The following is a 3,404-nucleotide window of genomic DNA, read 5'->3' as shown; positions in this document are numbered from 1 at the left end:
TGACTCTTTGATACTCATGCCAACCTCCATAAAGTTCCATTTTCAGCATAGAGCATAACGCCCAATTAAGGGGTGAAGCACGCGACCACGGCACTTCATTTTAACACCATAAACACTGGACTAAACCCAAACCAAAAATGCCAAGCGTGCTGAATCACTCTTAAATTGTTTGTTAGCTATTTTATTCAAACCACTTGATACGCTCAAATCTATCTGGGTTTGAGACTAAAAACTTACGAATATTAGCCAACAATGTTTCTGATACACGTGGGTTAACTTTGCCCATGCGCAAATCTCCTTGCGTAATGCCCGATATATCTCCGTTAGTTAGAGACAGACCTAGTACCCTATATGATGCTTCGTCTGGTAAATCGGTGGCAACAATACGACCTTTTTGTCTACCTGCACTAATAAGAGGAAATGGATCGTGTTTGATAACCTCGCCTGTATCCTTTAGGTCGCCATTGTCATCAAGTTCCATCGATTTAAGCGGTATAGACCAATGCATTTCCGATGGCAGTGATTCAGGAATTACCACATGTAAAAGACTTGTATAAGGAAATCCGTCTCTTAATAACCCTTTGGTTTGCGTAACACCCATTGATGATGCATTCTTACTTGGTTTACGAACTGTAGGTCTAACTACTTTGGCTTCAACCGCTACAGTTTTGTGCAGTAAAGGGGTATCTCCCACAATAGGGATGATTAAGAGATCTATATCTCCGGGTTTTTGGTCATGGTCTAAACCTAACTCACCTCTTAACACTTCCTTTGCAAGAAGGATATCTTGACCGTATGCATGTTCATCAATTTTTGAAAATGCTGACCATAAAGCAGTATCAATTGTATTTGCGAGCAATTGATTGTTGGAACACAATTTATCTATAACTGTTGTTTCTTTTTTAATCCATTCCATTTGAAATTTCTCGCTAAATCCGAAAAATAGCTAACGCCCTGTTAAGGTGTGAGCAACGCAATACCAAAGCCACTGCAAACCACCTTAATCACTAAAATCAACGCATAGTAAAAATGCCACGCGTTGCGAATCACTCTTAAACAGTTTGTTAGGCACCATTTGCCCTCATGTTGAATTCGTCAGCTAGGAAATTGGCATTCTTTATATATTGAAGTGCTGTTTCAGTCGTTATATCTGAGTCAGTTGCATGTACCGCTTTATTACGCAATAAACGTAGCTCTTGATGAGCTGTTTGGAATGCATCGATATCTAAATTTCTTTCTCTTGCAAGCCTGAACAGACCTTGATGAGACACATCCCTAGGAAACCCTTTAGCAGTACAAAAGGAACTAGTTGCCTTTTGCACTTTCAACCACGCTTCCAAAACTGCAGCTCTAGGTGATGTTTCAGCTAAGTCTTCAAGAGCAACAGATGCACTTGCAGTGCCAGCATCTCCCTTGATTTCTTCACTTTGTCCAAACGAGCCTAATTTTTCTAGTCGTTCTTGGAATTCTGCTTCTATTTCACCGTACCTAAACTTAGAAACGCGTCCTAGTAACTTCCCCATGGGTTCTCTCAGGATCAATGTGCATAGGAGTATTGTCATTGGCCATGCAAGGGAATCAATTATTGATGCTATAAATTCAAGTATCTTCATATGACTATTTTCCTACGTACTGCTCTACTGGTGCCTAACGCCCTGTTAAGGTGTGAGCAACGCTGTACCGAAGCTCCCGCATGCCACCTAAAACACCAAAACCAACGCATAGCAAAAATGCCACGCGTTGCGAATCACTCTTAAACAGTTTGTTATACGTAAGCCAAAAGAGGCAATACCGTTTAGCCGTTTTCTTGTGCTGTGTATTTATTTAAAAAATCATAGCTCAACGTGGGTAGTGGTCGGGTATAGAACGCCTCTGGTACATAGTCAGTCTCAAAACCAATGCGGTAACCATGCCTTGCAAAGGCGACTTTAGCCAGGGTGGTCAGTTGCATGGAAAAATAGCCGTGTTCTGAATCATTCAGACGTGGCTGGCTCCAATATTCATGGTGATTTTGAACTGCAGAGTACATTGCCTTCTGGTAGGTTTTTTCATCAGCGCCACCAAATACTTTCATCATCACATCGATCACTGGTAAATCGAGGTAGGTGACACTATCAGGCTTATCGTGACTCACCGGCTCAGAGGCGCTATGGTTGACGTACTCCTGAATCAAATCCATTAGCTCGCCATCACTCAAGCTGAAAACACACCCGAGCAACCTCATGAACGTATCACCAGACTCGCTTCGCCATTTAACTTGCGGGTGATCCACGGTTTTGACAAAACGTCTTGCGCTATCAAAATCTTCGCACAACAAGGATCGCCATGTGGATATCTCCAGGTGAGCGCCTTCAATCCCACGGAGATCCCTGTCGGAATGAAAACCAAATGACACCTCTTTGTTTGGTAACGAAATCGTAATCTTTTCGCCATCTTCCAGTAAGGCATATTCAATACTTTTTGATTCAAAATATTGCCAAGCGACAAGAGAGTGCAATGCACTATCAATGTCCGCAAGTTTTAAATATAGTGATCTAGTGTAAAGCGCAAACCCCAAATCTCCTGGATTGACATAATTCCATTCTTCACTTTGCACCAACCTGCGTGTGATTACATCGGTCAAAGCCGCAATATTTCCTGGTTGATCTTTGTATACTTTCCGAGCGCCATCGTAGTTGATTGGCGGGTATTGTTGTGTCGTCATTTATTACTCAATTTATATTTTATTATATCTAGCACATGTAGTACTCCGGCGTATAACGCCGCGTTAAGTGGTGAACAACGCGACCACCTAACCTAAACCATTGTGCCGTAAACACTTAAGCTGATACAAACCAAAAATGCCAAGCGTTGTGAATCCGTCTTAAACGCTTTGTTAGCCGTTTTGGACGCCAACTATAGAAAAGTGGTGACTAGCGATATTGAAACCTTCGCGTAAATAGAACTTATGTGCTGGAAAACGCTGAACACCAGAATCCAAATGTATTTGTTCGCAACCGCTTTCTAAAGCATATGTTTTAAACCAATCGATAATAAATTTACCTACTCCACTCGAACGAAATTGCGCATTAGTTACTAAGTCTTCAATGTAAATATGCTTACCCCAAGCAAGCTTTTCACCTACGCTAAAGCCTGCTGCTGCTAGTACGCCTTCTGGCGATTTGACATAGACGACTTGGTAACCATTTGATTGCTGCTTCTCGATCTGACCAGACAAAGTATCTAAGTTGTAATTTGGGCGAAGTTGTAACAACACTTCTAGGACTGACTTGTAATCAGAGTTTTTCTCTAAGAATTGTACTTCCATGTTTTCTCCATTTTGACGGCTAACGCCGCATTAAGGTGTGAGCAGCGCTTGGCTATACTTGAGCGAAGCGAAACTGCCAAGCGTTGCGAATCACTCT

Annotated in this window: 4 protein-coding genes; all 4 read right to left on the bottom strand. The window is 41.9% G+C overall.

Annotated elements, in window-relative coordinates; all coding sequences use genetic code 11:
- Window positions 1-181 precede the first annotated feature (181 nt).
- Window positions 182-916, bottom strand: a complete 735-nt coding sequence (locus R7O03_RS22490; protein WP_318132062.1) for a hypothetical protein — start codon at window positions 914-916, stop codon at window positions 182-184.
- A gap of 148 nt (window positions 917-1,064) precedes the next feature.
- Complete coding sequence (locus R7O03_RS22485; RefSeq protein WP_250155659.1) at window positions 1,065-1,523, bottom strand: hypothetical protein; 459 nt, start codon at window positions 1,521-1,523, stop codon at window positions 1,065-1,067.
- A 272-nt stretch (window positions 1,524-1,795) separates the two neighbouring features.
- Window positions 1,796-2,704, bottom strand: a complete 909-nt coding sequence (locus R7O03_RS22480) for an Imm49 family immunity protein (RefSeq protein ID WP_021453948.1) — start codon at window positions 2,702-2,704, stop codon at window positions 1,796-1,798.
- Between the two features lie 171 nt (window positions 2,705-2,875).
- A complete protein-coding gene (locus R7O03_RS22475; RefSeq protein ID WP_213961415.1) occupies window positions 2,876-3,307 on the bottom strand; it encodes a GNAT family N-acetyltransferase in 432 nt (143 codons plus the stop codon).
- Between the last annotated feature and the right edge of the window lie 97 nt (window positions 3,308-3,404).

The sequence above is a fragment of the Vibrio sp. Vb2960 genome (assembly GCF_033337665.1).
In the GTDB taxonomy this organism is placed as follows: Bacteria; Pseudomonadota; Gammaproteobacteria; order Enterobacterales; family Vibrionaceae; genus Vibrio; species Vibrio alginolyticus.
The sequence above is the reverse complement of the archived record's forward strand: the minus strand, read 5'-3'. Positions and strand labels throughout refer to the sequence as shown.

Coding starts and splice junctions, on each gene's coding strand:
- R7O03_RS22490 (WP_318132062.1), bottom strand. CDS start 916: ATGGAATGGATTAAAAAAGAAACAACAGTTATAGATAAATTGTGTTCC.
- R7O03_RS22485 (WP_250155659.1), bottom strand. CDS start 1,523: ATGGGGAAGTTACTAGGACGCGTTTCTAAGTTTAGGTACGGTGAAATA.
- R7O03_RS22480 (WP_021453948.1), bottom strand. CDS start 2,704: ATGACGACACAACAATACCCGCCAATCAACTACGATGGCGCTCGGAAA.
- R7O03_RS22475 (WP_213961415.1), bottom strand. CDS start 3,307: ATGGAAGTACAATTCTTAGAGAAAAACTCTGATTACAAGTCAGTCCTA.